The sequence below is a fragment of the Chryseobacterium sp. CFS15 genome (assembly GCF_031118795.1).
GTDB classification, from domain to species: domain Bacteria; phylum Bacteroidota; class Bacteroidia; order Flavobacteriales; family Weeksellaceae; genus Chryseobacterium; species Chryseobacterium indoltheticum.
Window position 1 is genome coordinate 65730 of the sequence record NZ_JAVHYL010000014.1, and the last position, 26397, is coordinate 92126.

Genomic DNA, 26397 nt, shown 5'->3' on the forward strand with positions numbered 1-26397 from the left:
TGTTTCTTTTAATTTTCTGTCAACCCATCGGTTTTCCATTTTGTGATGATCATAGTTTGTAATGATGATAAACTACCGCCTTGAGGCATTTTTTGAGGATCTCCGGTTGGCCGATTAATTCTATCAATAATTTTATCAATATTATTTTTCACCTGATTATAGCCTGTTAAAGGTTGAAATGAAGCTGAACCACCCGGCGAATGACAACTTATACAGTTGGCATCAATAATAGGTTTTACATCTTTGTTATAGGTTACCAGCTCTGCAATAGGAGTTTTGTCTGAAATCTCTTCGTAGGTTCTGCTTTCACAAGCAATTGATAGTATTGCCAGTGAAACGATGTAGATTATTTTTTTCATACCTAAAAAACTCTATAAAGATTAAACCCAAAAAAAATCTGCCCCTTTTCCCATTTTCCTGAAGCGTTTGTGAGATAACCAATATCTGAATTCAACTGTGAATTGGTAAATAAAAGCTGAAACACATGTCCCCCGGTTTCTATATCCATCCCTAAAGAGAGTGGATTTTTATAAAAACTGTGATTATCAAAATTCACAAAATACTCGGCGTTAATTGATATTCTTTTCGAAATTTTATAACGACCGCCCAAACCTGCAAGAAATTGATTTTTATCTTCAATCACCGGCTCATAAAGGTTTTTGTGAACGTAAGAAGGTGTTAACTGTAAAGAAAAATTTTCGTTAAACCTTCTCGAAATCAATGCCTGAGTAAGATAAGAAAGTCGGTCTCCAAATTGAAGATGCGGATAATTATCTTTGCTGAGGTCTGTATTCACCGCCATAACATTATATCCTACAATATCAACCGGAAAATTTTCACTTTGCTTTATTAATTTATATTTCGCAGCACCTTCAAAAGTTTTGAGATTAGTTTCTCGCGAAAGACTCAATGAGATATTATCTGTAACACCATAGATTACCCCCAATTTCGTAGAAGCATCATCTAACCCGAAGAAGTCTTTGAAGCCTTTGCTTACATCTCCAAAACGATGTGCAATAACAATGTACCATTCATTTTTTGCAGACAATTTTGTAGACTGACCTGTAACAATCTGAAGCGCCTTGAACGCTGGTGGTGAATTTTCTGTATTGTGTGTCTGAATGGTGTCAATATCTTTCAAAAGGTCTTCCTGAGCAAAGGTAAAACCTGAAATAAATATTGACAAAAAAAGGAAAGTTTTTGTCATACGCATAAATGTTTAATTCGTATGACAAACTTATCAACTTATGATGCTAAAATTTGGTGATAAAAGTCACCGAGTGAGTTATTTTAATCAATCAAAGTGTTAAATTTATTTTAATAAGATGGCTTAGTTTCATTTAACACCCTCATTTACAAGTATTCTTATTCCTTCTTTAGTCTGGATAATTTCACCTTCATTTTCTACTTTTTTCAGAACCCTGCTGACCACTTCTCTTGAAGTCCCCAAATTGTTAGCAATTTCTTTATGAGTAAGCTTAATAGGATTGTTTCCTGTAATTGAGATCTGCTGTTTAATATAGCTTAAAATTCTTTTATCAAGCTTATGAAATACTGCCTCATTAACCATATTCATGACATCTGAAAACCTTTTGTCGTATTCGTGGTAAAAAAGCCTGTTGATTTGAGGATATTTGATGAGCCAGTCGAGAACGACAGAAACCGGAACCAATATTACTTCTGAGTCTTCTTCCGAAACAGCGTATATTTTGCTGATACAGTCTGAGAATATTGACGAAAATGTCATCAGACAGCTATCGTTGGGTCTGATATAATAATATATAAGTTCTCTGCCGTCGTTTAAGGCATATACTTTTATAGAACCTCTTACTAAAAATGGTACATATTTATTCTTTTGCCCTTCTCTGATAATTTCGGTTTTAGCTTTGACTTCTGTTACCACAGCGTGCTTCTGAAGCTCTATTGAAAAATCATTACCTAAGTAGCCAAATTTATTTAATATAAACTCATTATTTATCATGTCATTTTATCATATCCTAAACCAAAGATATACAATTGAATGATCCGTATTGTATTTTCGTTCAAATATTTATATAAATGACAAAAAAAATACCCCAACTTTCGTTGAGGTATTTTATATATTTAAGATAAATCTTAAGCGTTAACGTTGTTTCCTCCTAATACGAAAGGCTCAACTTCTTTGATTTCTCCGAATTGTTGCTCGTAGTTTGTGATGTTTTGCTGAAGTGCAGCTAAAACTCTCTTAGCGTGAAGCGGAGCCAAGATTACTCTTGATCTCACGTTAGCTTGCTGTACACCCGGCATTAACTGGATGAAATCTACTACAAACTCAGATGGAGAGTGGTTTACTAACGCAAGGTTACAGTAAACTCCTGAAGCTACCATCTCGTTAAGTTGGATGTTGATGTTGTTTGGATCGTTGTTTTGATTTTGATTGTCCATTGTATAAGTTATATTTTTAAATATGAAATTTGAGATTGTGAAAGTATAAAAATAATTTCAAACCTCAAATTTCAAATCATTAATTTTAGTTAAGGTCTTCGAATTCTTTCTTAGAACCTACGATTACATTCTGATACTCTTTCAGACCTGTACCTGCAGGAATTCTGTGTCCTACAATTACATTTTCTTTAAGACCATTCAAGCTGTCTACTTTACCAGCAACTGCTGCTTCGTTTAGAACTTTAGTTGTTTCCTGGAACGATGCTGCAGACATGAACGACTTAGTTTGTAGAGCCGCTCTTGTAATTCCTTGCAATACCGGCGTAGCCGTTGCAGGAAGTGCTTCTCTCACTTCAACTAAAGCCTGATCTTCACGCTTCAACTTAGAGTTTTCGTCTCTTAGTTCTCTTGCAGTAATCATCTGTCCTGGCTTGAATTCTTTAGAATCACCAGCTTCTGTAACTACTTTAAGACCAAATACTCTGTTGTTTTCCATTAAGAAATCATATTTGTGCTCAAGAGCAGCTTCAAGGAACTGAGTATCACCTCCATCAACGATTGATACTTTTGTCATCATCTGTCTTACGATGATTTCGAAGTGCTTATCGTCGATTTTTACCCCTTGCAGACGGTAAACTTCCTGAATTTCATTTACTAAATATTCCTGAACCGCAGTTGGCCCTTTGATCTTCAAGATATCGTCTGGAGTAACTGAACCGTCAGAAAGTGGCGAACCAGCTCTCACGAAGTCATTCTCCTGTACTAAGATTTGGTTTGATAATTTAACTAAATAAATTTTTCTCTCCCCAGTTTTAGCCTCAACGATCAATTCTCGGTTACCTCTCTTGATTTTCCCGTAAGAAACTACCCCATCGATCTCTGTAACAACCGCCGGGTTTGAAGGGTTTCTTGCTTCGAATAATTCTGTAACTCTCGGAAGACCTCCGGTAATATCCCCTGTCTTAGCAGCTTTTCTTGGGATTTTGATTAAGACTTTACCAGCCTTAATTTTTTCACCATCGTTTACCATTAAGTGGGCTCCTACCGGTAAGTTGTAACCTTTTTGTTCAACACCTTTAGAATCTACCACCTTCAAAGTAGGTACGGCTTTCTTATTTCTAGATTCAGAGATTACTTTCTCCTCAAATCCTGTCTGTTCGTCAATCTCCAATTGGAATGAAATACCTTGGATGATATCCTCATACTCTACTTTACCAGCATTTTCTGCAATGATTACCGCGTTATAAGGATCCCATTTTGCAATGGTATCTCCTTTTTTCACTTTATCACCAGGTTTTACCAATAACTGAGAACCGTAAGGTACGTTGGCAATCATCAATGGAGTTCTAGATTCGTTATCAGCAACCAATCTAAATTCTGTTGTACGAGATACTACTACTTCAGCAGTGTTTCCGTTTTCATCTTCAGAAGTAATTGTTCTTACTTCATCCAATTCTACAATACCATCTCTTCTTGCAGTAATTGAAGGGTTTTCTGATACGTTTGTAGATACACCCCCTTGGTGGAAGGTTCTCAATGTTAACTGAGTTCCCGGTTCCCCAATTGATTGTGCAGCAATAACACCTACTGCTTCACCCATATGAATTGGTTTACCTGTCGCTAAGTTTCTACCGTAACATTTAGCACAGATTCCTTTTTTGGTTTCGCATGTTAATGGTGAACGAACCTCAACTGCTTCAAGACCGATTTCTTCGATTCTTTTAGCTAAAGCTTCATTAATGATCTGATCTGCAGGAGCGATTAACTCATCAGTTTCAGGATCATAGATATTGTGTAGAGAAACTCTACCTAAGATTCTTTCAGAGATTCTTTCAACGATCTCATCATTTTTCTTAAGTGCAGTAACTTCTGTACCTCTTAATGTTCCACAATCGTTTTCTGTAACGATAACGTCTTGTGCAACGTCTACCAATCTTCTCGTTAAGTAACCCGCATCGGCAGTCTTAAGAGCGGTATCCGCAAGACCTTTACGAGCACCGTGAGTAGAGATAAAGTATTCTAAGATGGAAAGACCTTCTTTAAAGTTTGCAAGAATCGGGTTTTCGATAATTTCCGCACCGGTAGAACCAGCTTTCTGCGGTTTTGCCATCAAACCTCTCATCCCTGATAACTGACGGATCTGTTCCTTAGAACCCCTTGCTCCAGAATCAAGCATCATATATACAGAATTGAATCCACCTTGGTCAACTTTCATTCTGCTCATGATCATCTCAGTTAATCCAGCGTTTGTGTTTGTCCAAACGTCGATTACCTGGTTATAACGTTCTGTATCTGTAATTAGACCCATGTTATAGTTGGCTCTAATTTCGTCAACTGTTTCAATTGAAGTAGCGATCATTTTCTTTTTCTCAACAGGAACAACGATGTCACCTAATGAGAACGAAAGACCTCCTTTGAATGCGTTTGAATACCCTAAATCTTTCATTGCATCCAAGAACTTCACAGTAGTAGGGAAATCTGTATCAGCAAGTACTCTACCGATAATATTTCTTAATGATTTCTTTGTAAGAAGCTCATTAATATATCCTGACTGCTTAGGAACGATTTGGTTGAATAAGATTCTACCTACAGAAGTTTCAGTTAATTTCGTAGTAATTTCACCGTTTTCTTTAATAGGAAGTCTACATCTTACTTTAGCGTTCAATGAAACTCTACCTTCAGCATAAGCGATTTCTGCTTCTTCCGGAGAATAGAATGCAAGACCTTCTCCCAAAACTTTCATATCTTCTGTAGAGCTCAATTCTTTGGTCATGAAATAAAGACCAAGAACCATGTCCTGAGAAGGTACCGTAATTGGAGAACCGTTTGCAGGGTTCAAAATATTCTGAGAACCTAACATCAATAACTGAGCTTCAAGAATTGCTTCAGGCCCTAACGGTAAATGTACCGCCATCTGGTCACCATCGAAATCGGCGTTGAATGCTGTTGTTACTAACGGGTGTAGTTGGATTGCCTTACCTTCGATCATCTTAGGTTGGAAAGCCTGAATACCTAGTCTGTGAAGAGTTGGTGCTCTGTTCAATAAAACAGGGTGACCTTTCATCACGTTTTCTAAGATATCATAAACTACAGGTTCTTTTCTGTCAATAATTCTCTTTGCAGATTTTACTGTTTTTACAATCCCTCTTTCAATCAGTTTTCTGATGATAAACGGTTTGTAAAGCTCAGCAGCCATATCTTTAGGAATACCACATTCGTGAAGCTGTAAGTTTGGACCTACAACAATTACCGAACGAGCCGAGTAATCTACCCTTTTCCCTAGTAAGTTCTGACGGAAACGACCTTGCTTACCTTTCAATGAATCTGAAAGTGATTTCAATGGTCTGTTTGATTCTGATTTTACTGCAGAAGATTTTCTTGTATTATCGAATAATGAATCTACAGATTCCTGAAGCATACGCTTCTCGTTTCTCAAGATTACTTCTGGAGCTTTGATCTCCAATAATCTCTTCAAACGGTTGTTTCTTATAATAACTCTTCTGTAAAGGTCATTTAAGTCAGAAGTAGCGAAACGTCCTCCATCCAATGGAACTAATGGTCTTAGTTCTGGTGGTATTACAGGAAGTACACGCATAATCATCCACTCTGGTCTGTTGATCATTCTAGTGTTAGCACCTCTCAATGCTTCTACAACGTTCAATCTTTTCAGAGCTTCAGTTCTTCTTTGCTTAGAACCTTCGTTGTGAGCTTTGTGTCTCAAGTCGAAAGACAATGCATCAAGATCGATTCTTTTTAATAGCTCCTCAACAGCTTCAGCACCCATTTTAGCGATGAATTTGTTTGGATCTGAATCGTCAAGATATTGGTTTTCTACAGGAAGAGTTTCCATGATATCAAGGTATTCTTCTTCTGTAAGGAATTCCATGTGGTCAAAATCAGCACCGTCTAATTTCTTAGCGATACCTTGCTGAATTACCACATATCTTTCGTAATAGATAATCATATCCAATTTCTTGGAAGGAATACCCAAAAGGTAACCGATTTTGTTTGGTAAAGAACGGAAATACCAGATGTGAGCAATAGGAACTACCAAATTGATATGCCCGATTCTCTCTCTACGTACTTTTTTCTCCGTAACCTCTACACCACAACGGTCACAAACGATCCCCTTGTAACGAATTCTCTTGTATTTACCACAAGCACATTCGTAATCCTTGATAGGACCGAAGATCTTTTCACAGAACAAACCGTCTCTTTCAGGTTTGTGCGTTCTGTAGTTAATAGTTTCCGGCTTAAGAACCTCCCCTCTTGAGTCCTGTAAAATAGACTCCGGAGAAGCTAAACCGATGGTTATTTTATTAAATCTACTTGATTTATTTTTATTTGACATTTGTTAGATTTTAAATTTTAGATTTCAGATTTTAGATTAATTTTTGAATGTTGCCATTCAACATTTATAATTTAAAATTTAAAATTATTCCTCTAGTCTTACGTCTAATCCAAGACCTTGTAACTCGTGAAGTAGTACGTTGAATGATTCAGGAATACCTGGTTCAGGCATTGCTTCACCTTTCGCAATTGCTTCATAAGTTTTTGCTCTACCAATCACGTCATCTGACTTCACAGTAAGGATCTCTCTCAGGATATTTGATGCTCCAAATGCTTCAAGAGCCCAAACCTCCATCTCTCCGAATCTCTGTCCACCAAACTGAGCTTTACCTCCTAATGGTTGCTGAGTAATCAATGAGTAAGGTCCGATAGAACGTGCGTGCATTTTGTCATCTACCATGTGCCCAAGTTTCAACATATAGATAATACCTACCGTTGCAGCCTGAGTAAATCTTTCTCCGGTACCACCATCATAAAGGTGAGTGTGACCGAATTTAGGAACTCCTGCTTTCTCAGTATACTCTGTAATCTGATCTAGCGTTGCCCCATCAAAAATTGGCGTAGCGAACGTCATTCCTAATTTCTGACCAGCCCATCCAAGAACTGTTTCATAAATCTGACCGATGTTCATACGAGAAGGTACCCCAAGTGGATTCAATACGATATCTACCGGTGTTCCGTCTTCCAGGAATGGCATATCTTCTTCACGAACGATTCTCGAAACGATACCTTTGTTACCGTGACGACCCGCCATTTTATCTCCAACGTTTAGTTTACGTTTTTTAGCGATATATACTTTAGCCAACTTCATGATACCTGCCGGAAGCTCATCTCCGATAGAAATTGCGAATTTCTCACGGTTTTTAACTCCTTGAATATCGTTGAATTTGATTTTATAGTTGTGAATCAATTGTTTGATCAATTCATTCTTATCGTTGTCAACCGTCCAATCTGCACCGCTAACGTTAACGTAATCTTCTACTGAAGTTAATAATTTATGAGTAAATTTCATACCCTTACCGATGATTTCTTCATCTAAGTCGTTGGTAACTCCCTGAGAAGTTTTACCGCTAACAAGAGTATTTAATTTTTCAATTAAACTATTTCTTAACTCGTCAAACTTAGCCTTGTAAGTGTTTTCAATCTCTTCAAGTTTAAGTTTTTCTTCAGTTCTTTTCTTTTTATCTTTAATGTTTCTAGAGAACAATTTTTTGTTGATCACAACACCTCTCAATGAAGAATCTGCTTTCAATGAAGCATCTTTTACATCACCAGCTTTGTCACCAAAGATTGCTCTAAGAAGTTTCTCTTCAGGAGTAGGGTCAGATTCACCTTTTGGAGTAATCTTACCAATCATGATATCACCAGGCTTCACTTCAGCGCCGATTCTGATCATTCCGTTCTCATCAAGATCTTTTGTAGCTTCTTCAGAAACGTTAGGAATATCTGCTGTCAATTCTTCCATACCTAATTTGGTATCACGAACTTCAAGAGAATACTCATCCACGTGTATCGAAGTAAACCAGTCTTCACGTACCACTTTTTCGTTGATTACGATCGCATCCTCAAAGTTGTAACCCTTCCAAGGCATGAACGCAACCACTAAGTTTCTACCCAGAGCTAATTCTCCTTTTTCAGTAGCATAACCGTCGCAAAGTACCTGTCCTTTTACCACTGTTTCACCTACTCTTACGTTTGGTCTTAGGGTAATTGTAGTACTCTGGTTAGTTTTTCTAAACTTCGTAAGATTATATGTTTTCGTAGCAGATTCGAATGATACTAAATCTTCGTCTTCGCTTCTTTCATATTTAATTGTAATCTTGTCTGCATCAACGTACTCTACAGTACCTGTACCTTCAGCATTGATCAAGATTCTAGAATCTTTCGCAACTTGTTGTTCCAGACCTGTACCTACGATTGGAGCTTGTGGCTTCAACAAAGGAACTGCCTGACGCATCATGTTTGATCCCATCAATGCACGGTTCGCATCATCATGCTCCAAGAATGGAATTAATGAAGCTGAAATACCGGAAATCTGGTTTGGCGCAACGTCGATCAAGTTAACTTCAGAAGGCTCTACTACAGGATAATCACCATCTAGACGAGCAATAATTCTGTCTGTGATAAATGTACCGTTGTCATTCAACTCAACGTTTGCCTGAGCAATTACTTTATCTTCTTCGTCTTCCGCGTTTAAGTAAATAGGATCTGCATTTAAATCTACAGTACCGTCATTTACCTTTCTATATGGAGTTTCGATGAAACCTAAAGTATTGATTTTAGCGTAAATACCTAAAGATGAAATCAAACCAATGTTTGGTCCTTCAGGAGTTTCGATAGGACAGATTCTACCATAGTGAGTATGGTGAACGTCACGTACCTCGAAACCTGCTCTTTCTCTTGATAAACCACCAGGTCCTAGGGCAGAAAGTCTACGCTTGTGCGTAATTTCTGACAATGGGTTGGTTTGGTCCATGAACTGAGAAAGCTGGTTGGTACCAAAGAATGAGTTAATAACTGATGTTAAAGTTTTTGCATTAACAAGGTCAAGAGGAGTAAATATCTCGTTATCTCTAACGTTCATTCTTTCCTTAATTGTTCTTGCAATTCTAGAAAGACCTACACCGAACTGTCCTGCTAATTGCTCACCAACAGTTTTAATTCTTCTGTTTGATAAGTGGTCAATATCATCAACCTCCGCTTTAGAGTTTACCAATTCGATCAAGTGTCTTACAATCGCAATGATATCTTCTTTTGTAAGAACCTCAGTAGTTGTAGGAATGTTTAGACCTAACTTTTTGTTTAGTCTGTAACGTCCTACTTCACCAAGTGAATATCTTTGCTCAGAGAAGAATAATTTTTCGATAATTCCTCTTGCAGTTTCCTCATCGGGTGGATCTGCATTTCTTAACTGACGGTAAATATATTCTACCGCTTCTTTTTCAGAGTTGGTAGGGTCTTTTTGTAAAGTATTCTGGATGATAGAGAATTCGTTTGAATTTTCTTTGTGAATCAAGATAGATTTCACACCAGCATCCAAAATAAGATCTAAATGTTCTTTTTCAAGAATAGTTTCTCTGTCTAAGATGATTTCGTTTCTTTCAATAGAAACTACTTCACCAGTATCTTCGTCTACGAAATCTTCGAACCAAGTGTTCAATACTCTCGCAGCCAAAGTTCTACCTTCTACTTTTTTAAGGGCAGCTTTAGAAACTTTCACTTCTTCTGCAAGGTCAAAGATCTGAAGAATGTCTTTATCAGATTCGAAACCGATCGCTCTTAATAACGTTGTTAAAGGTAATTTTTTCTTACGGTCGATATACGCGTACATTACGCTGTTGATATCGGTTGTAAATTCCATCCAAGATCCTTTGAAAGGAATAATTCTTGAATAGTACAATTTTGTTCCGTTTGCGTGGTAAGTCTGTCCGAAGAATACACCAGGTGAACGGTGAAGTTGCGTAACGATAACTCTTTCTGCTCCGTTGATAATGAAAGAACCACTGTCTGTCATATAAGGAACCGGACCTAAATACACATCTTGTACAACAGTCTGAAAATCTTCATGTTCAGGGTCTGTACAGTATAATTTAAGTCTAGCTTTTAGAGGAACTGAATACGTTAAACCTCTTTCCACACATTCATTGATTGAATAACGTGGAGAATCTACCAAATAATCTAAGAATTCCAATACAAATTGGTTTCTAGAATCGGTAATTGGAAAGTTTTCTTGGAAGGTTTTGTGCAAACCTTCTTTCTTTCTGTCCTCAGGAAGTGTGTCTAGCTGGAAAAAATCTTTAAATGACTCTAGCTGGATATCTAAGAAATCCGGAGTAATGATTTTTCCTTTAGCCGAAGAGAAATTAATTCTCTCAACTCCCCTAGTTGTTGATGTTGTTTTACTCATAAAACTTTTAAGAAAGGGTTAAAAAATATTTTGTTTTTATTCAAAAATATCAGAAAAGAAAGGTAAAAGGCAAAAGTAACAAGGAAGAAGTGTTTTTGGCGCTCACGAAAGACCTTGGCTCTTACTACTTTATACATGTCTCTTTCTAACTGCAACACTGGTATATCTTTTCACAGTGTAATGCAAAATATTTTTATTTTTTTATCTAATGGCAAAAAAGTGTAAACAGTAAAAACACAGACGACCCTTCCAAATTAATGAAAGAGCTGATTTTCAATATTTTACCGTATTATGTTTAATTTTTAGCGCCAAAAGAGACTTCAAATATACGGATTATTAATTTCATACACAACAAAAAAGCACTCATAATGAGTTGGTTATCTAAACTGAAATTTATTCATTCCAAAACAACAACAGTAAATGTTTTTTCTGCGAAATAATGTAAACATTGTCAACGATAATTTATTTGATGCGAAAAACCTTGGGAAATTATTTAAAAATAAAATACTATGGAATTAGCTCGATATAATGCACAAAAAAAGCAACTACAAATGTAGTTGCTTCTTATATTTTGAAAGTAAATGATTACTTCAATTCTACTTCAGCACCAGCTTCTTCTAATTGCTTCTTAAGAGCTTCAGCTTCGTCTTTAGAGATACCTTCTTTAATAGCAGAAGGAGCTCCGTCTACGATATCTTTAGCTTCTTTAAGACCAGCACCAGTTAAATCTTTTACCAATTTAACGATAGCTAATTTAGAAGCACCTGCAGACTTAAGAATTACGTCGAATTCAGTCTTTTCTTCAGCAGCTTCACCTGCACCAGGACCAGCCATAACAACTGCAGCAGCAGCTGGTTCGATTCCGTACTCATCCTTAAGGATAGTAGCTAATTCATTTACGTCTTTTACTGTTAAGTTTACTAGCGTTTCAGCTAAATTTTTTAAATCTGACATTGTTGTAATGTTTTTGTTGATTATTGATTGATTTTTTTGAGAGTCTAATTATTCTGCAGCTGGAGCTTCTCCTTCTGCAGCAGCTTCTGGAGTTTCAGTAGCTGGAGTTTCTTCTACAGCAGGTGCAGCTTCTTCAGCAGTAGCTTCTGCAGTTTCAGATTTGTTTTGAAGAGCAGAAACAACTCTTTGGATTGGAGACTGAAGTAATCCGATGATTTCACCGATCATTTCTTCTCTAGACTTAATGCTTACTAGAGCATCAAGGTTGTTGTCACCAACATAGAAAGTTTCTTGAACGAAAGCTGATTTTAAAGCCGGCTTCTCTTCTTTTTTTCTAAAGTCTTTGATTAATTTTGCCGGAGCGTTAGCCGTTTCAGCAATCATTAATGCAGAGTTACCTTTGAAAGTCTGGAACATTTCAGAGAAATCTACTCCGTCAATTTGTTCCATTGCTTTTTGCAAAAGTGTATTTTTTACCACTTTTACTTTGATATTTTGCTTGAAAGCCTGTCTTCTGAAGTCAGAAGATTTTGCAGCGTTCAAACCGTCTAGATCTGCTACATAAACTACTTTTGCATCCTGAAGCAAGTCTTTGATCTCTTGTATCGCTACAACTTTTTGGTCTTTTGTCATTGTCTTAAGGATTATAATTAGTTAACAGATTTAGTATCGATTGCAATACCAGGACTCATTGTAGAAGACAAATAAATGCTTTTTACATAAACTCCTTTTGCAGCAGTTGGCTTCATTTTGATCAAAGTAGAGATCAATTCCTGAGCATTTTCCTTGATTTTGGCAGCATCGAAAGATACTTTACCAATACCAGCGTGGATAATACCGTATTTGTCTACTTTAAAGTCAATTTTACCAGCTTTTACTTCAGTTACTGCTTTACCAATTTCCATAGTTACAGTACCTGATTTTGGGTTAGGCATCAAACCTCTTGGTCCTAATACTCTACCCAATGGTCCTAATTTACCCATAACAGCCGGCATTGTAACGATAACGTCAACATCTGTCCAACCTTCTTTTATTTTCTGTAAATATTCGTCAAGACCTACATAGTCAGCACCAGCTTCTTTAGCTTCAGCTTCTTTATCTGGAGTTACTAAAGCCAAAACTTTAACATCTTTACCAGTACCGTGAGGAAGAGATACAACACCTCTTACCATTTGGTTTGCTTTTCTTGGATCTACACCCAATCTTACAGCGATATCTACAGAAGCATCAAACTTTGCAGTGTTCACCTCTTTTACAAGAGCAGAACCTTCTTCAAGGTTATAGATTCTTCCTTTTTCTACTTTGCTTAAAGCTTCCTTTTGCTTTTTAGTCAATTTTGCCATTTCTCTAAGTATTAAGCGTTAAAAGTTGGTTTAGTTCCTGTTACTCTTAATCCCATAGATCTAGCAGTACCTGCAACCATAGAAACTGCAGAATCCATTGTAAAGCAGTTAAGATCTGTCATCTTATCTTCAGCGATTTTTTGAACCTGAGCCCAAGATACAGCACCTACTTTGTTTCTGTTTGGTTCTCCAGAGCCACCTTTGATTTTAGCCGCATCCATTAACTGGATTGCTGCAGGAGGAGTTTTGATTACGAATTCAAAAGATTTGTCTTCGTACACTGTAATTACTACAGGTAAAACTTGTCCTGGCTTATCTTGGGTTCTTCCGTTAAACTGCTTACAAAACTCCATGATGTTCACACCTGCAGAACCCAAAGCTGGACCTACTGGTGGAGAAGGGTTAGCAGCGCCACCTTTCACCTGAAGTTTTACCATTTTAAAGACTTTTTTAGCCATTTTTTATTTTTTAAATTTGAATAATTAATGAGTTTGGAAGCATTCATTATTCAGTAGGTTACCGCACTCACATAAAGTAAACCTACTTTTCGGACTGCAAAATTATGAAATATTTTTGAATTAGCAAATACTTAACTCATTAAAATTCAGAAATTAAATAAAATTTATTTGAGAGTTTTGTACATTCAGAAAAAGGTATTTTACATTCATGAAAATTAAACCTCTGCAGTAAAGCCTTTATATTAAAGATTAAATTGATGATTTATTGATACAAGTCATCTATTTATTTTAAACTAATAAAATATTTAAACAAAAAATACCGTCCAGAATCTGAACGGTATTTATATTATATCAAAGTATTAATTATACTTTTTCTACTTGCATATAGCTTAGCTCCATTGGAGTTTTTCTTCCGAAGATCAAAACTGATACTTCTACTTTCTTCTTATCTTCAAGAATTTTTTCTACTGTACCGTTGAATCCGTTGAAAGGACCATCGATTACTTTTACATTCTCTCCAACAATGAATGGAATTTCTGCATCGGTAGCAAATTCTGAAAGCTCATCCATTCTACCTAGCATTCTGTTAACCTCAGATTTTCTCATTGGTACAGGATCACCACCTTTGGTTAAACTTAAGAAAGAAATTACACCCGGAATGTTTTTTATAACGTGAGGAATCTCCCCCATCAGATCTGCTTCTACCATCAGGTAACCTGGATAGTAAGGTCTTTCTTTAGGAACTTTTTTTCCGTTTCTAAGCTGAATCACCTTTTCCATAGGAATAACTACCTGAGTAACATACTGCTCAAACCCTAAACGCTTGATTTCTGTCTCAATATAGTTTTTCACTTTATTTTCCTGTCCGCTGATTGCTTTCAGCACATACCATTTCAATTCGCTCATTATGGAAAATAGTTTTTTATTAGTTGAAGCTGTTAATTAGTATTCCTAAGATGTTGCTGATTGATTTTGAAAACAACTCATCAACACCAAAAGTAAATAATGCTAAAATGACAGTAGCAACAGTAACTACAATTGTAGAAGACTGTAAGTCTGACCATTTTGGCCATTCAACTTTATGTCTGAATTCGTTATAAGAACCTTTTAAAAAATTGACAAATGAACTCATAATTTATATTTGCACGGGCACAAGGATTCGAACCCTGATCAACGGTGTTGGAGACCGGTATCCTACCATTGGACGATGCCCGTAGATAAAAAGCTTCCGAGAGTTTCCTTTCGGAAGCTTTATTTATTTTAAGATGATTAGTCTAAGATTTCAGTAACCTGACCTGAACCAACTGTTCTACCTCCTTCTCTGATCGCAAATCTAAGACCTACGTTAAGAGCGATTGGCTGTAACAATTCTACAGTGATCTCTAAGTTATCACCAGGCATTACCATTTCTACTCCTTCTGGTAAGAAGATCTCACCTGTAACGTCAGTAGTTCTTACGTAGAACTGAGGACGGTACTTGTTGTGGAATGGAGTGTGACGTCCACCTTCTTCCTTAGAAAGGATATAAACAGATGCTTTGAATTTTTTGTGTGGCTTAACAGAATCTTTCTTAGCGATTACCATACCTCTCTTGATGTCAGTTTTTTCAATACCTCTCAACAATAGACCTACGTTATCTCCAGCTTCACCTCTGTCAAGGATTTTTCTGAACATCTCAACTCCTGTAATAGTAGAAGTTAATTTTTCTTCACCCATACCGATGATATCTACAGGATCTCCTGTGTTGATAATACCAGCTTCGATTCTACCAGTTGCTACAGTACCTCTACCAGTAATAGAGAATACGTCTTCGATTGGCATCAAGAATGGCTTATCAGTATCTCTTGGTGGTTGCTCGATCCAGTTATCAACTGCATCCATCAATTCTTCAACAGATTTGAACCATTTGTCTTCGCTATCAGGAGTAGCAGCAGTAGCAGCAGTAAGAGCTCCTAATGCAGAACCTTGAATTACTGGAGAGTTATCTCCGTCGAAATCATAAGTAGACAACAAGTCTCTAAGTTCCATTTCAACTAGCTCTAATAATTCAGCATCGTCTACCATGTCAACTTTGTTCATGAAAACAACAATTCTAGGTACGTTTACCTGACGACAAAGCAAGATGTGCTCTCTAGTCTGAGGCATAGGACCGTCAGTTGCAGCACATACTACGATAGCTCCATCCATCTGAGCAGCACCCGTTACCATGTTCTTCACATAATCCGCGTGACCTGGACAGTCAACGTGAGCATAATGTCTTTTTTCAGTTTCGTACTCGATGTGAGCAGTATTGATAGTAATCCCTCTTTCTTTTTCTTCTGGAGCAGAGTCAATAGCAGAGAAATCTTTTTTCTCAGCAAGACCTTTGCTCGCTAATACAGCTGAAATAGCTGCAGTAAGTGTAGTTTTACCATGGTCAACGTGACCAATAGTACCAATGTTCAAGTGTGGTTTGTTACGATTAAACGTTTCCTTTGCCATGATTTAAATTATTTATTTTATTGTTTTATTCAAATTTTCGGTGTGCAAATATAATGAATTTTTATATACCAAAATCTTTTTATCAAAAAAAGTTTAATACTAAACCCAGAAAGTCACAAACCAGACTGCTTTTTCTAAACAGAATGCAAATTTAAGCAAAAAAAATCAATTAAAAAAAGTGTTTGTAAAAATCCGTGGATAATTTTCTTCCGTATATACCATCAGAAATCCTTTAAAATAAATTATTATGAAAAAACTATTCTACTTTTGTATGGCTACATTTGCTTTTGTCACGGTAATCTCTTGTAACGATGACGAAAATATGATGACGATGCCTGAAGAGCCTGTTACTGCTTTACCCAATGCAATGGTGTATGGGTTAACAGAAAATAATCAGTTGGTTTCTTTTAATACCAACAATTCCTCAACCTTTGCTTCTACAAAATCTATCATGGGAATTCCGTCGGGAGAAAAATTAATGAGTATTGATTTCAGACCCGCCACCGGTGAATTGTATGCTGTATCCAATGCGAGCAAGTTTTATATTATCAATACTTCTACCGCCTCTAGCAGAGCTGTAAGTACAACATCTTTTTTACCTGTCATTTCGGGAACTGTGGCCTCTATTGATTTTAATCCTACTGTAGACAGAATCAGATTGGTGACCAATACGGGACAAAATCTACGTTTACATCCTGAAACAGGCGCTATCGCAGCTGTTGATACCAATATTGCAACCACTTCATCTATTATGGGCGTTGCATATACCAACAGCGTTTCGGGAGCAGCTTCTACAATTTTATACGATCTTGATGCTACTTCAGGAAAACTTTTTAAGCAAGACCCTCCAAATAATGGTACTTTAGTAGAAGTAGGAAGCTTAGGAATTACTTTTACAGGACAAGCTGCATTCGACATCAATCCTGATAACACTCTGGCAGTAATGGCGGCTACAACAGGTACCCAAAACAGTCTATATACTGTAAATTTAACCAATGGAAAAGCGACAAGCCTTGGAAATCTTTCACAAAAAGTAATCGATTTGGCAATTCCTACAAATCCTGTTGCATATGCAGTTGATAATTCTAATGCATTGCAAATTTTTAATCCTAATAATCCGCAACCTGTCACGAAAGCAATTACCGGGCTTCAATCTGGAGAAAATATTCTAGGAATTGATTTCAGACCTTTAAACGGGCAGCTTTATGCATTAGGAAGCTCAAGCAGAATTTATACAATTAATTTAGGAAATGGTGTTGCAACCGTTGTTGGAACACAGTTACCTACTCTATTGGCAGGGACAGAATTCGGTTTTGATTTTAATCCAACTGTTGATAAAATAAGAGTCGTAAGCAATACCGGACAGAATTTAAGATTAGATCCTGTCACAGGAGGAATTACTGCGACAGACGGTATAATTAATCCGGGAACGCCTACTTTAGGTGCAGCCGCATATACAAACAATTTTGCCGGCGCCACTACAACTTCACTTTTTGTGATTGATCATACAACAGACAAATTATATTTACAAAATCCGCCCAACAATGGAACTTTGATTGAGCAAGGATCTTTAGGCATCAATATCGACGGTGCCAATGGTTTCGATATTGGAAGTACAAGCCAAAAAGCTTATTTGGTAGCTACTACAGCCGGAACCACAAAAATTTATACCGTGAATACGACAAATGGTTCTACTACTTCTTTGGCCAATTATCCTAATGCTGTAAGAGGTTTTACAATTGGTTTAGGATTCTAAAGATAAAATCCGACATAGTTTAATATTTATAAAAGAAGCGCTGAAAAATTAATTTTTCAGCGCTTCTAACTATATAATGTAAATGAAAGATAATTTTAAATAATTTCTACTGTTTTCTTTGTTCGGTTAAAGATCCAGAAGATAATGGGGAAGATTAATAAGGTTAAAATGGTTGCCGTAATCAAACCTCCGATAATGACAATTGCTAAAGGTTTTTGAGATTCAGAACCAATTCCGGTAGATAATGCTGCAGGTAATAATCCGATCGATGCCATTAAAGCGGTCATAATGACGGGTCTTGTTCTAGATTTTACTCCATTAAACACAGCTTCATCCAGTTTGAGGCCATCTTTGATATTTTGATGGAACTCTGTAATTAAAATGACTCCGTTCTGAATGCAAATTCCCAGCAAAGCAATCATCCCAACTCCGGCAGAAATTCCGAAATTCATTTTGGTCACATGCAATGCGATGATTCCGCCAATTAAAGCAAACGGTACATTCGCTAAAACCAAAAGTGAATCTTTCATGTTTCCAAAAAGGATAAATAGCAGAAAAAATATCCCTAAAATACTGATGGGTACTACTTCTGTTAACCGTGCTGTTGCTCTTTGTTGGTTTTCAAACTGACCGGTCCAGCCTACTTTATAGCCTTCCGGAAGATTAATTTTTGCCACTTCTTTTTGTGCATCAGCAATGGTTCCTCCCAAATCTCGGTCACGAATCGAGAATTTAATTCCAATATACCGTTTGATATCATCACGATAAATAAATGCTGCTCCATTATTTTTTTCAATATTTCCAACTTCCTTCAGTGGAATCATTGTTCCTTCCTGCGTAGGAATCATCAGTGAAGCAATATCATTTTCATCTTTTCTATATTCGTGAGAATATCTCAAACGAATCGGGAATTTTCTTTCGCCATCATACATTTCTGAAGCCGTTTTTCCACCAAAAGCCATTTCCAGAACAGTTTGCGCATCTTCCGGCATTACACCATATGCTGCCATTTTATTTCTGTCCCAAACCACATTTACTTCCGGTTGACCGATATTTTTAATAATTCCGGCGTCACGTACTCCATCCACATCTTTTATTGATTTTAAAACTTTATCCGCCAATTCATCCAAAGTCTGAAGATTGTCACCATAAATTTTAATTCCGTTTTCAGCTTTAAAACCGGCAACCGCTTCAGCAACGTTATCAGAAATCGGCTGAGAATAATTAAATGTTATTCCCTGATAATTGCTGAGTTTTTTATCAATTTCTTCGGTGAGTTGTTCATAGCTGATCTTTCTTTTCCACTCATCTTTAGGCTTAAGATTTACGGCAAACTGTACAAATCCGAATCCATTCGGGTCTGTTCCGTCGTTGCTTCGTCCGGTTTGCGCCAAAACATCGGTCACTTCAGGAACGCTCATAATATCTTTCTTCAAAATATCGGCGGTCTTCAAAGATTCTTTTAAAGATGAACTCATCGGCATTTCTGCAGTAATCCAAAGTGAACCTTCATTTAATTGAGGTAAAAATTCTGTTCCCAAAAATTTCCCTGAAAATAAAGTTACTGCTACAAATGAGATTGAAATAATTAAACTTAATCTTTTATTCTTAAATGTAAATTTGAAACCATTCAACACAATTCTGTCCCAGAAATTTACAAACGGATTGTTCTTCTCTCTTACATTTTTATTTAAAAGCAAATGCGTTAAAACAGGAACCAAAGTCAAAGTAAAAATCAAAGCTCCCAACAATGCAAAACCAAGGGTAAATGCTAAAGGTGAAAACATTTTACCTTCCACTTTCTGAAATGAGAAAATCGGAATTAATGAGGTGATAATAATTAATTTTGAAAAGAAAATAGCTTTTCCTAAACCGGTTCCGGTTTGTTTAATCCAGCCTGCTTTTGCGAGTTTATTGAATCTTTCAGTACCGTATTTTTTGGCTTTATGGTCGAGCATTACGAAAATTCCTTCAACCATGACGACGGCTCCGTCAATGATAATTCCGAAATCTACCGCTCCCAATGACAGTAAATTGGCGCTCATTCCTGCTATTTTTAAACATAAAAATGCAAAAAGCAAAGACAGAGGAATGATGATGGAAACAATTAAAGTCGTTCGCCAATCTGCCATAAAGATCAACACAATTACCGTAACAAGGATGATTCCCTCCATCAAATTGTGCATCACGGTTTCTGTGGTAAAATCCATCAGATTATCACGGTCATAGAATGTGACCATTTTTACATCTTTAGGAAGAATCTTTTCGTTAAGCTCTTTAATTTTAGCTTTCACACCCACCAAAACTTCACGCGGATTTTCACCTTTTCGCATCACGACAATTCCTTCTACAGTATCATCCTGATTATTTAATCCAGCCTGCCCTACTCTAGGTCTCGAACTTTCATGTACCTCAGCAACATATTTTACCAAAATTGGGTTTCCGCTGTCATTATGAATGGTAATATTGCCAATATCGTCTATCGACTGTACCAAACCAATTCCTCGTACCACATAAGCCTGTCCGTTTTTTTCGATCACATCGCCACCAACATTCAGATTGCTTTTTGTCACTGCTTCATACACCTCCAGCGGAGTTAAATTATATTTATCTAAAGCCCTCGGATCGATACTCAACTCAAAAACTTTATCCTGACCTCCAAAAACATTGACGTCTGCAACTCCGGGAACACCACGAAGCGCTCTGTCGATGACCCAATTCTGCAAAGTAAGAAGCTCACGGGAATCTTTTTTCTTGCTTTCTAAAGTATATCTGAAAATTTCTCCCGTCGGTCCGTAAGGAGGCTGTACTTCGGGATCAATTCCTTCGGGAAGACTTATATTTCGAAGCTGATTGTTGACCATATTTCGGGCAAACATATCGTCAACTCCATCATCAAAGAGAATTTTAACAATGGAAAGCCCAAACATTGTGGTACTTCGCACACTTGTTTTTTTCTGAACCGGGCTCATCGCCAGTTCAATCGGTGTGGTGACAAAACGTTCCACTTCTTCAGCGCTTCTGCCATCCCATTGGGTAATAATTACAATCTGGGTATTGGTAACATCAGGAAAAGCTTCAATCGGCATATTTTTGAAACTTATAAATCCTGCAACTGCCAAAATCGCAACCCAAATAAAGGTAAAAGCCTTATTTTTAAGTGAAAACGATATTATATTTTTTATGAATTTATTCATGTGAATAGATGTTAGATATTAGGTTTTAGTTTTCAGGCTAATCTCTAATGTTTAATTGTATCTAAATGATTTAAAAACCATTAAGAAAATGAATGATAAAGATGATTAAAGCGCATCAAAAAGATGACTTAGCTTTGGTTAAATAATAGGTTAATTTTAATCGCTTATGTATTCAAAATATCTTAATGGTTTGGTAAATTAATTTTTTAGAGAGCGATAGATTAACAGCTGATTATTGGTAATTACGTTCTCACCTTCCGAAAGGCCTTCTGAAATATAAGTGACCTCACCAAGCTGTTTTAAAACCTGAATTTCTTTAATCTTTACATCAGTTCTCGATTTAAAAACCACAACATAACTTCTGTCATCATCAAAAATCACGGCTTTTGAAGGAATAGAAAGAGCAGTTTTATTTTCAGATTTTGAAACTTTAATCGTTGCTTTACTATCAGGAATCAACAATCCGTTGGCGTTATCGAGAACAACTCTTGCCTGCATTGCATTGGTTTCAGGATCGATAATTTTAAATATTTTATCAATTTTCCCGTCAAAAACTTTATCAGGATAAGAAAGTGTAGAAACCTGCGCTGGCATTCCAAGGCTTATTTTATCGATATCCGCTTCATTGATATTCATAATCGCCCAAACATTCGTGGTATTGGCAACATCAAAAATATTTTCACTTCTGTCACTTCTCAGCTGCATATCTTTATTGATGTCTTTATGAACAATATAACCGCTGATTGGTGCCAAAACACTGTAAATATTTCCGTTCTTCACATTGTAAACCGTACTTACTGCAGATGCTCTCTGCATTTGGTCTTCTGCTTTCTGAAGCTGGCTTTTTGCTTCAAGTACATCTCTTTCTGTATTCAGCTTTCCTTCGTACATTTCCCTTGCAACACGAAGATTGTTTTTAGCAACCTGCAAATCTGTTCTTGAATCGCTCACATCTTTTTGTACTTCTGCCAGTTCGGTACTTCTTATGGTTGCCAAAACCTGCCCTTTTCTTACATAGTCACCCAATTCCACGTTTACACTCATTACATTTCCTCCGACTAACGGGAAAACATCGATATATGAATTGGCATCTGCAGCAATTTTACCGTAAAAACTGTAAGAATCTTCTACATTTTTATTCTCAACTTTCGCAGTGGAAATTGATTCGAGCATTGTATTACTCAGTTCAAAACCTTTTGGTTCGGGAGTTTTTGCAATTTCAGGCTTTGAACATGACCATAAAAGAAAAGCTGAAAACAAGGGTATAATTATTTTTTTCATTGTATTGTTAATAGAAGATTTTGGTTTGTACTAATTGATTAAGCTGAATGGCAGATTCCATCAAATCATTTTTCATATCATAAATCTGCAGTGCGGTTTGGCGATAACTTTCCATGAAATCTGTAAACTCAATCAGACTGATATTTCCGTTTCTGAAATTTTTAAGCATTCCGTCATAAACAAGATCAAGATTACTTAAGTCTGTAGATTTTATCTCCGCTAACTGATCATATTGGGTTTTCCAGATTTGAAATGCAGATTGTACTTTCGTTTCTAAATTGAGTTTTTGGAATTCTGCGTTTTTCTGATTCTGCTTGATGGCGTAATTGGCCTTTTCTACATTTCCTTTATTACTTTTCCATAATGGGATTGGAATTCCGACCTTCAGATTAATTTCATTATTAAAAGTACCTGAAGCCTGATCGTATTCTGCACCGACATTCAAATCGGGAACATTCAACGATTTTTGCCACTGCGCATATAATTTAGAATTATCAATCAGTTTTAGAATAAATAAATAATCAGCGTTGTTTTCGAGTGCTTTTCTTTTCAATTCATCATCATCACCGAAAGGCTGTGCCGTTAAAACCAGTTTGGCTTCTTCTTCTGAAATCTCAGGCTCGATATTTTCTGTAATTCCGGTAAGCACTTTAAGATTTTGCTCAAACTCCAAAAGATTTTTATTGATATTTACTTTATCATTATTCAGCTGAATAACGATACTTTGAAGCCTTACTTCGTCTTTCAGGGAAACATTGCCTTTTGCAGACTGTACTTTGTATGCCTTCAAAAGATCGTTCATATATCCTAATTGCTTATTGGTATTTTCAAGTTTGAGTTTCTCGTAGTAAAGATTATAATAATTGGTATGAAGCTGTGTTCTCAACTCTACCAGAAGCTGTGAAAACTGCAATTGTGAAAGCTCTTTATTAGATTTTGCAAAAGCTATTTCATTTTTCTTTTTACCACCCATATAAATGAGTTGGGTAACTTCGAAACCTTTAGCTCTTCCTGCGTCTAAAAATCTACGGTCTTGGGGATTATATCCGTTGATATAACCACTCATCTGCGGAAGCTCCCAGATTTTCGCCTGCAAAATATCTGCATCTGCCATGTTGATGCTGTATTGCTCGGCAAGAAGCTGAAGGTTGTTTTGCTGAAAGGCATTTTCGCACTCCAAAAGCGACATTTGCTGCTGCGCTGATATCATCGAAGAAATCGCCACGAGCAGTCCTGCAATTTTGTTCATTCTCTCAATTTTGATGACAAAAGTGCGGTTGCTCGATTAAAACGAACTTAAAGGAGGCTTAAAATAAAATTAAATTTGGTTTTGGGAAGGTTTTGAAATATTTTTTCTAACCATTTATTTGAAACATTAAGGGATTTAAAAAGTTAAGTTTCATTAAGAAAAATCTAATCGATTTTAATTGCTTGAAGTGAACTCAACTTATGGTTCTCAAATCTCTAATAAATTTTGATGGATATAATCTGTCCCGCAGATAACACAGATTTCACAGATCTATTTTATTATTGAATAATATGAGATACCTGAAAAAATATTCTTGTAGATTGACGGATTAAGCAGATTATTTTAGCATTTCTAATCTGCTAATCTGCGAGAAAATAAAAGATTTATACTTTAAAGACACTTTTAATATTTTTAATTTTATTTATTGAAAATTACGCTAAACTTGTTCATGTTTTCAGAAGGAGAATTGTATTCAATATTTGCATTATGGTATTCTAAAATTCTTTTTACAATTCGAAGTCCAAGACCGGAACCGGAAATATTCTGAGAATTGTTTCCTCGCATGAAAGCTTCAAAAAGTTTTGGCTGCTCTTCTTCTGAAATGGTATTACCTTCCGAAAATACGTCTACTGAAAGATGAGTTTCATTTTCGGTAATTAAAATTTTCACATCAGCATTATCAGAATAGACTGCAGCGTTTTTCAATAAATTTATAAAGACAATATCTAAAAGTGACTGAACTCCGCTGATCGTTAAAAAAGCATTTTCCTGTGTTTCTTCAGAAATGAGAAAATCCATTTTAAGATTAGGATAACTTTTTTGTACACGGTCAAATGATTCAAAAATCACTTCATCTATTCTTACTTCTTCATAAATGGTCTGAATATTTTCTTTATCAAATTTTGTGAGAAGTAAAAGTGAATTTGTAAGATCAGACAATTGATATACATCTTTCAACATCTGTTTCAGAGCGGAAAGAGTTTCAGGAGAATGCTGCTCGAGTTTAATTAAATTTTCCAGTTGAAAAGCCATTCTTGTAATCGGCGTCCTAATTTCGTGAGATGCACTTGCCGTAAAATCTTTTTGTGACTGAAAAACATCATTTAATCGTACAATCATCGTATTAAAAGACTTTGCCAGAATACTTATCTCGTCATTCGACTGCTCCACCGGGATTTGTGTTGTCAGTTTATGAGCCGTAACCTCAGAAATTTCTTTGTTCAAATCTTCCAAAGGCTGAAGAAATTTTCCCATAAAATAATAACTGAAAAAACCGATCAGCAAAGTGCAGGTAATAAAAGCGGTAATTAAAAGGTATTTCAAATACTCAAGCTTCGATTTTCCGTTGGTATCGTAGGCGCTGGTGAGAATGTAATAGTTTTCTCCGTTGATGTGTTTTAAAGCGGCATACACTTCCGGAACCGTTTCTTCATTATAAATATCTTTTTTCTTGTCGAGCTCGGTAAGAAGTTCTTTATTCCAGGTTACTTTTTGATCTTTAATCGTGCTGTAAATAAGTTCTTTGTTACCATTAAAAATCAAGATCGTTTCATTGAGAAGAAAATTATCAGAATTTTCATTAAAAAAGATAGGCGCCTCATTCTCAAAATTTTTAGATTTTGAAATAAAATTGGTGGTAAATCCTAATCGCCTTACAAATCGGTCTTTAAATTCTTCTCTGCGGAAATCATTGAACGAAATATAAATAATAATCAGAACAACCCCAAAAAGCAGGGAAAATGAAACACTTAACGTAAGCGCAATCTTTCTTTTTAAAGACATTTAAATAGTTATTGGTGGTTGGTTGTCCGTTGTTGTTTGCTTATAATGGATTTAGATAATACCCAAAACCAGATCTGGTGTGAATAAGCTTTACTTTATATTCTTTATCGATTTTTTTTCTTAGAAAATTGATGTACACTTCTACCGTATTGGTATTCGTATTAAAATTATGTTCCCAGACATTTTCGGTGATCTGTTGTTTAGAAACGGTTCTACCCTGCGCTTCTGCAAGGTAAACGAGAAGCTGAAATTCTTTTAAGGTCAAAGCGATTTCGTTTCCTGCACGGAAAACTTTTTGTTCGGTTTTATTGATAATTAAATCATCAATCCTTATAATATCTAGATCTATATTGTCTGAAGGAACTTTTCTTCTTAAAAGAGAATTCATTCGAAGTAATAATTCTTCAAACTGAAAAGGCTTAACTAAATAATCATCTGCCAATCTCGTAAAAGCATCCTTCTTATCGGAAATATCTCCATACGCCGAAATAATAATGATAGGCGTATTTTTATCGAAAGAGCGAATGGTTTGGCAAACATCCAGCCCATTAACTTTTGGAACATTAATATCTAAAAGATAAAGATCGTAGCTGCTGCTCTTTATTTGACGGAGAAAAGTTTCGCCATCGTAAATTCTATCACAGGTAAAATGATTTGATTCTAAAAACTTACTCAATTCTGCCGATAGAATAAGGTCGTCTTCCAATAAGAGAATATTCATCAATAATATATTTATAACGAATTTAATGAAAATTTCAAGACGATTTGTTGGAATTGATTTGATGGAACCTTTAAGTCTAATGCTCAGATTTCATAAAGACTTCTTTCTAAAGTCTTTTAAACCTTATATTATGATTGATTAAAATAATATTAAACTTTAATTTTGAAAGTGATGTTTATTTAAAATGACATTAAGAAAGTTTACGCCATAAAAAAATCCCGAAGAAATCGGGATGAAAAGTGAGCCAACTACGGGACTTGAACCCGTGACCTCTTCCTTACCAAGGAAGCACTCTACCGCTGAGCTAAGTCGGCCTAAACAAAAAAATCACACTATAGAGTATGATTTTTTTTGAGCGGAAGACGAGGGTCGAACTCGCGACATTCAGCTTGGAAGGCTGACGCTCTACCAACTGAGCTACTTCCGCAATTTTGTTTCCAAAACTATTGGTAAACGCTGTGCAAACTTAAGGAAAACCCTTTAAAAATGCAAGA

19 protein-coding genes and 3 tRNA genes are annotated in these 26397 nt (G+C 36.1%); 1 reads left to right on the forward strand and 21 read right to left on the reverse strand.

The annotated features are described in order from the left end of the window. Positions 1–8: 8 nt before the first annotated feature. From OH814_RS18525 to tuf, 14 genes are all read right to left on the reverse strand, one after another. Complete coding sequence (locus OH814_RS18525) at positions 9–359, reverse strand: hypothetical protein (protein WP_308829186.1); 351 nt, start codon at positions 357–359, stop codon at positions 9–11. A gap of 2 nt (positions 360–361) precedes the next feature. Then, positions 362–1207 (reverse strand): DUF5777 family beta-barrel protein, encoded by an 846-nt coding sequence (locus OH814_RS18530; RefSeq protein WP_308829187.1) that lies wholly within the window; start codon positions 1205–1207, stop codon positions 362–364. Between the two features lie 129 nt (positions 1208–1336). Next, entirely contained in the window at positions 1337–1981 is a 645-nt protein-coding gene (locus tag OH814_RS18535; protein ID WP_308829188.1) for a Crp/Fnr family transcriptional regulator, read from the reverse strand. Between the two features lie 134 nt (positions 1982–2115). Then, positions 2116–2424, reverse strand: coding sequence for a DUF3467 domain-containing protein (locus OH814_RS18540; RefSeq protein WP_066676059.1), 309 nt, complete (start codon positions 2422–2424; stop codon positions 2116–2118). Positions 2425–2509: 85 nt separating this feature from the next. Beyond that, positions 2510–6775, reverse strand: coding sequence for a DNA-directed RNA polymerase subunit beta' (gene rpoC / locus OH814_RS18545; protein WP_076560125.1), 4266 nt, complete (start codon positions 6773–6775; stop codon positions 2510–2512). An 84-nt stretch (positions 6776–6859) separates the two neighbouring features. After that, positions 6860–10681 (reverse strand): DNA-directed RNA polymerase subunit beta, encoded by a 3822-nt coding sequence (gene rpoB, locus OH814_RS18550; RefSeq protein WP_115621145.1) that lies wholly within the window; start codon positions 10679–10681, stop codon positions 6860–6862. Positions 10682–11266: 585 nt separating this feature from the next. Next, positions 11267–11635 (reverse strand): 50S ribosomal protein L7/L12, encoded by a 369-nt coding sequence (gene rplL / locus OH814_RS18555; protein ID WP_055983830.1) that lies wholly within the window; start codon positions 11633–11635, stop codon positions 11267–11269. Between the two features lie 48 nt (positions 11636–11683). After that, positions 11684–12268 (reverse strand): 50S ribosomal protein L10, encoded by a 585-nt coding sequence (gene rplJ / locus OH814_RS18560; protein WP_123886823.1) that lies wholly within the window; start codon positions 12266–12268, stop codon positions 11684–11686. 17 nt (positions 12269–12285) lie between these two features. Beyond that, the gene (gene rplA, locus OH814_RS18565) at positions 12286–12978 is read right to left on the reverse strand and encodes a 50S ribosomal protein L1 (RefSeq protein ID WP_074231999.1); all 693 of its coding nucleotides are present in this window, start codon (positions 12976–12978) and stop codon (positions 12286–12288) included. An 11-nt stretch (positions 12979–12989) separates the two neighbouring features. Further along, positions 12990–13436, reverse strand: a complete 447-nt coding sequence (gene rplK / locus OH814_RS18570) for a 50S ribosomal protein L11 (RefSeq protein ID WP_034679146.1) — start codon at positions 13434–13436, stop codon at positions 12990–12992. Positions 13437–13799: 363 nt separating this feature from the next. Then, positions 13800–14342 carry a transcription termination/antitermination protein NusG gene (nusG, locus tag OH814_RS18575; protein WP_076560133.1) on the reverse strand — a complete coding sequence of 181 codons (543 nt, stop codon included), beginning with the start codon at positions 14340–14342 and terminating at the stop codon, positions 13800–13802. A 19-nt stretch (positions 14343–14361) separates the two neighbouring features. After that, complete coding sequence (secE, locus tag OH814_RS18580) at positions 14362–14568, reverse strand: preprotein translocase subunit SecE (RefSeq protein ID WP_076560135.1); 207 nt, start codon at positions 14566–14568, stop codon at positions 14362–14364. A gap of 12 nt (positions 14569–14580) precedes the next feature. Continuing rightward, positions 14581–14651: transfer RNA gene (locus OH814_RS18585), tRNA-Trp, on the reverse strand. A gap of 54 nt (positions 14652–14705) precedes the next feature. Beyond that, entirely contained in the window at positions 14706–15917 is a 1212-nt protein-coding gene (gene tuf / locus OH814_RS18590; RefSeq protein WP_115621143.1) for an elongation factor Tu, read from the reverse strand. Positions 15918–16164: 247 nt separating this feature from the next. Between tuf and OH814_RS18595 the strand changes: the two genes are divergently transcribed. Then, on the forward strand, positions 16165–17673 hold the full coding sequence (locus tag OH814_RS18595) for a DUF4394 domain-containing protein (RefSeq protein ID WP_308829189.1): 1509 nt from the start codon (positions 16165–16167) through the stop codon (positions 17671–17673). A gap of 95 nt (positions 17674–17768) precedes the next feature. Here OH814_RS18595 and OH814_RS18600 read toward each other — a convergent pair whose 3' ends face one another. The 7 genes from OH814_RS18600 to OH814_RS18630 all read right to left on the reverse strand — a co-directional run bounded on the left by OH814_RS18600 (position 17769) and on the right by OH814_RS18630 (position 26330). Next, positions 17769–20870 carry a CusA/CzcA family heavy metal efflux RND transporter gene (locus OH814_RS18600; protein ID WP_308829190.1) on the reverse strand — a complete coding sequence of 1034 codons (3102 nt, stop codon included), beginning with the start codon at positions 20868–20870 and terminating at the stop codon, positions 17769–17771. Positions 20871–21068: 198 nt separating this feature from the next. After that, positions 21069–22151 (reverse strand): efflux RND transporter periplasmic adaptor subunit, encoded by a 1083-nt coding sequence (locus OH814_RS18605; protein WP_308829191.1) that lies wholly within the window; start codon positions 22149–22151, stop codon positions 21069–21071. A 7-nt stretch (positions 22152–22158) separates the two neighbouring features. After that, a complete protein-coding gene (locus OH814_RS18610) occupies positions 22159–23400 on the reverse strand; it encodes a TolC family protein (RefSeq protein WP_308829192.1) in 1242 nt (413 codons plus the stop codon). A gap of 417 nt (positions 23401–23817) precedes the next feature. Beyond that, positions 23818–25182: an ATP-binding protein gene (locus OH814_RS18615; RefSeq protein WP_308829193.1), complete on the reverse strand. Its 1365-nt coding sequence runs from the start codon at positions 25180–25182 to the stop codon at positions 23818–23820. Between the two features lie 40 nt (positions 25183–25222). Beyond that, on the reverse strand, positions 25223–25903 hold the full coding sequence (locus tag OH814_RS18620; protein WP_123886817.1) for a response regulator transcription factor: 681 nt from the start codon (positions 25901–25903) through the stop codon (positions 25223–25225). A gap of 242 nt (positions 25904–26145) precedes the next feature. Next, a tRNA-Thr gene (locus tag OH814_RS18625) sits at positions 26146–26217 on the reverse strand. Between the two features lie 40 nt (positions 26218–26257). Continuing rightward, a tRNA-Gly gene (locus tag OH814_RS18630) sits at positions 26258–26330 on the reverse strand. Positions 26331–26397: the final 67 nt, after the last annotated feature.

What these genes read in the sequence shown, in the direction of transcription:
- OH814_RS18525 (WP_308829186.1), bottom strand. Translation starts at nt 359, where the DNA reads ATGAAAAAAATAATCTACATCGTTTCACTGGCAATACTATCAATTGCT.
- OH814_RS18530 (WP_308829187.1), bottom strand. Translation starts at nt 1,207, where the DNA reads ATGACAAAAACTTTCCTTTTTTTGTCAATATTTATTTCAGGTTTTACC.
- OH814_RS18535 (WP_308829188.1), bottom strand. Translation starts at nt 1,981, where the DNA reads ATGATAAATAATGAGTTTATATTAAATAAATTTGGCTACTTAGGTAAT.
- OH814_RS18540 (WP_066676059.1), bottom strand. Translation starts at nt 2,424, where the DNA reads ATGGACAATCAAAATCAAAACAACGATCCAAACAACATCAACATCCAA.
- rpoC (WP_076560125.1), bottom strand. Translation starts at nt 6,775, where the DNA reads ATGTCAAATAAAAATAAATCAAGTAGATTTAATAAAATAACCATCGGT.
- rpoB (WP_115621145.1), bottom strand. Translation starts at nt 10,681, where the DNA reads ATGAGTAAAACAACATCAACAACTAGGGGAGTTGAGAGAATTAATTTC.
- rplL (WP_055983830.1), bottom strand. Translation starts at nt 11,635, where the DNA reads ATGTCAGATTTAAAAAATTTAGCTGAAACGCTAGTAAACTTAACAGTA.
- rplJ (WP_123886823.1), bottom strand. Translation starts at nt 12,268, where the DNA reads ATGACAAAAGACCAAAAAGTTGTAGCGATACAAGAGATCAAAGACTTG.
- rplA (WP_074231999.1), bottom strand. Translation starts at nt 12,978, where the DNA reads ATGGCAAAATTGACTAAAAAGCAAAAGGAAGCTTTAAGCAAAGTAGAA.
- rplK (WP_034679146.1), bottom strand. Translation starts at nt 13,436, where the DNA reads ATGGCTAAAAAAGTCTTTAAAATGGTAAAACTTCAGGTGAAAGGTGGC.
- nusG (WP_076560133.1), bottom strand. Translation starts at nt 14,342, where the DNA reads ATGAGCGAATTGAAATGGTATGTGCTGAAAGCAATCAGCGGACAGGAA.
- secE (WP_076560135.1), bottom strand. Translation starts at nt 14,568, where the DNA reads ATGAGTTCATTTGTCAATTTTTTAAAAGGTTCTTATAACGAATTCAGA.
- tuf (WP_115621143.1), bottom strand. Translation starts at nt 15,917, where the DNA reads ATGGCAAAGGAAACGTTTAATCGTAACAAACCACACTTGAACATTGGT.
- OH814_RS18595 (WP_308829189.1), top strand. Translation starts at nt 16,165, where the DNA reads ATGAAAAAACTATTCTACTTTTGTATGGCTACATTTGCTTTTGTCACG.
- OH814_RS18600 (WP_308829190.1), bottom strand. Translation starts at nt 20,870, where the DNA reads ATGAATAAATTCATAAAAAATATAATATCGTTTTCACTTAAAAATAAG.
- OH814_RS18605 (WP_308829191.1), bottom strand. Translation starts at nt 22,151, where the DNA reads ATGAAAAAAATAATTATACCCTTGTTTTCAGCTTTTCTTTTATGGTCA.
- OH814_RS18610 (WP_308829192.1), bottom strand. Translation starts at nt 23,400, where the DNA reads ATGAACAAAATTGCAGGACTGCTCGTGGCGATTTCTTCGATGATATCA.
- OH814_RS18615 (WP_308829193.1), bottom strand. Translation starts at nt 25,182, where the DNA reads ATGTCTTTAAAAAGAAAGATTGCGCTTACGTTAAGTGTTTCATTTTCC.
- OH814_RS18620 (WP_123886817.1), bottom strand. Translation starts at nt 25,903, where the DNA reads ATGAATATTCTCTTATTGGAAGACGACCTTATTCTATCGGCAGAATTG.